This is a genomic window from Faecalibacterium sp. DFI.5.82 (assembly GCF_029076575.1).
Lineage (GTDB): Bacteria > Bacillota > Clostridia > Oscillospirales > Ruminococcaceae > Faecalibacterium > Faecalibacterium duncaniae.
Genome location: NZ_JARFIS010000284.1, coordinates 1 through 327 on the forward strand (window position 1 = coordinate 1; position 327 = coordinate 327).

A 327-nucleotide genomic window follows, 5' to 3' on the forward strand; every position below is an offset into this window, starting at 1 on the left:
GAGAGGGAGGCAGGTACCTCCGATTTCAACCCCAACAGCCCCAAACAGCTGGGCACCCTGCTCTTTGAAACCATGGGCCTGCGCCACGGCAAAAAGACGAAGAACGGCTGGTCCACCGATGCCGAGACACTGGAAAAGCTGCGGGACATCCCGCTGGTGGAGGACATTCTCCAGTACCGTGCCTGTCAGATGCTGAACTCCACCTATGTGGAGGGTCTGCTCATGGTCATTGGCGAGGATGGCCGCATCCACACCCGTTTCAATCAGACCGAGGCCCGTACCGGGCGGCTCTCCTCTGACAATCCCAACCTGCAGAACATCCCCATC

The 327-nt window shown here is 59.3% G+C and carries 1 protein-coding gene; it reads left to right on the forward strand.

What is annotated here, in order from left to right:
• Nucleotides 1–327, forward strand: a 327-nt coding sequence (locus tag P0G09_RS16625) for a DNA polymerase (protein WP_275253214.1), incomplete at both ends; no start/stop codon positions are given.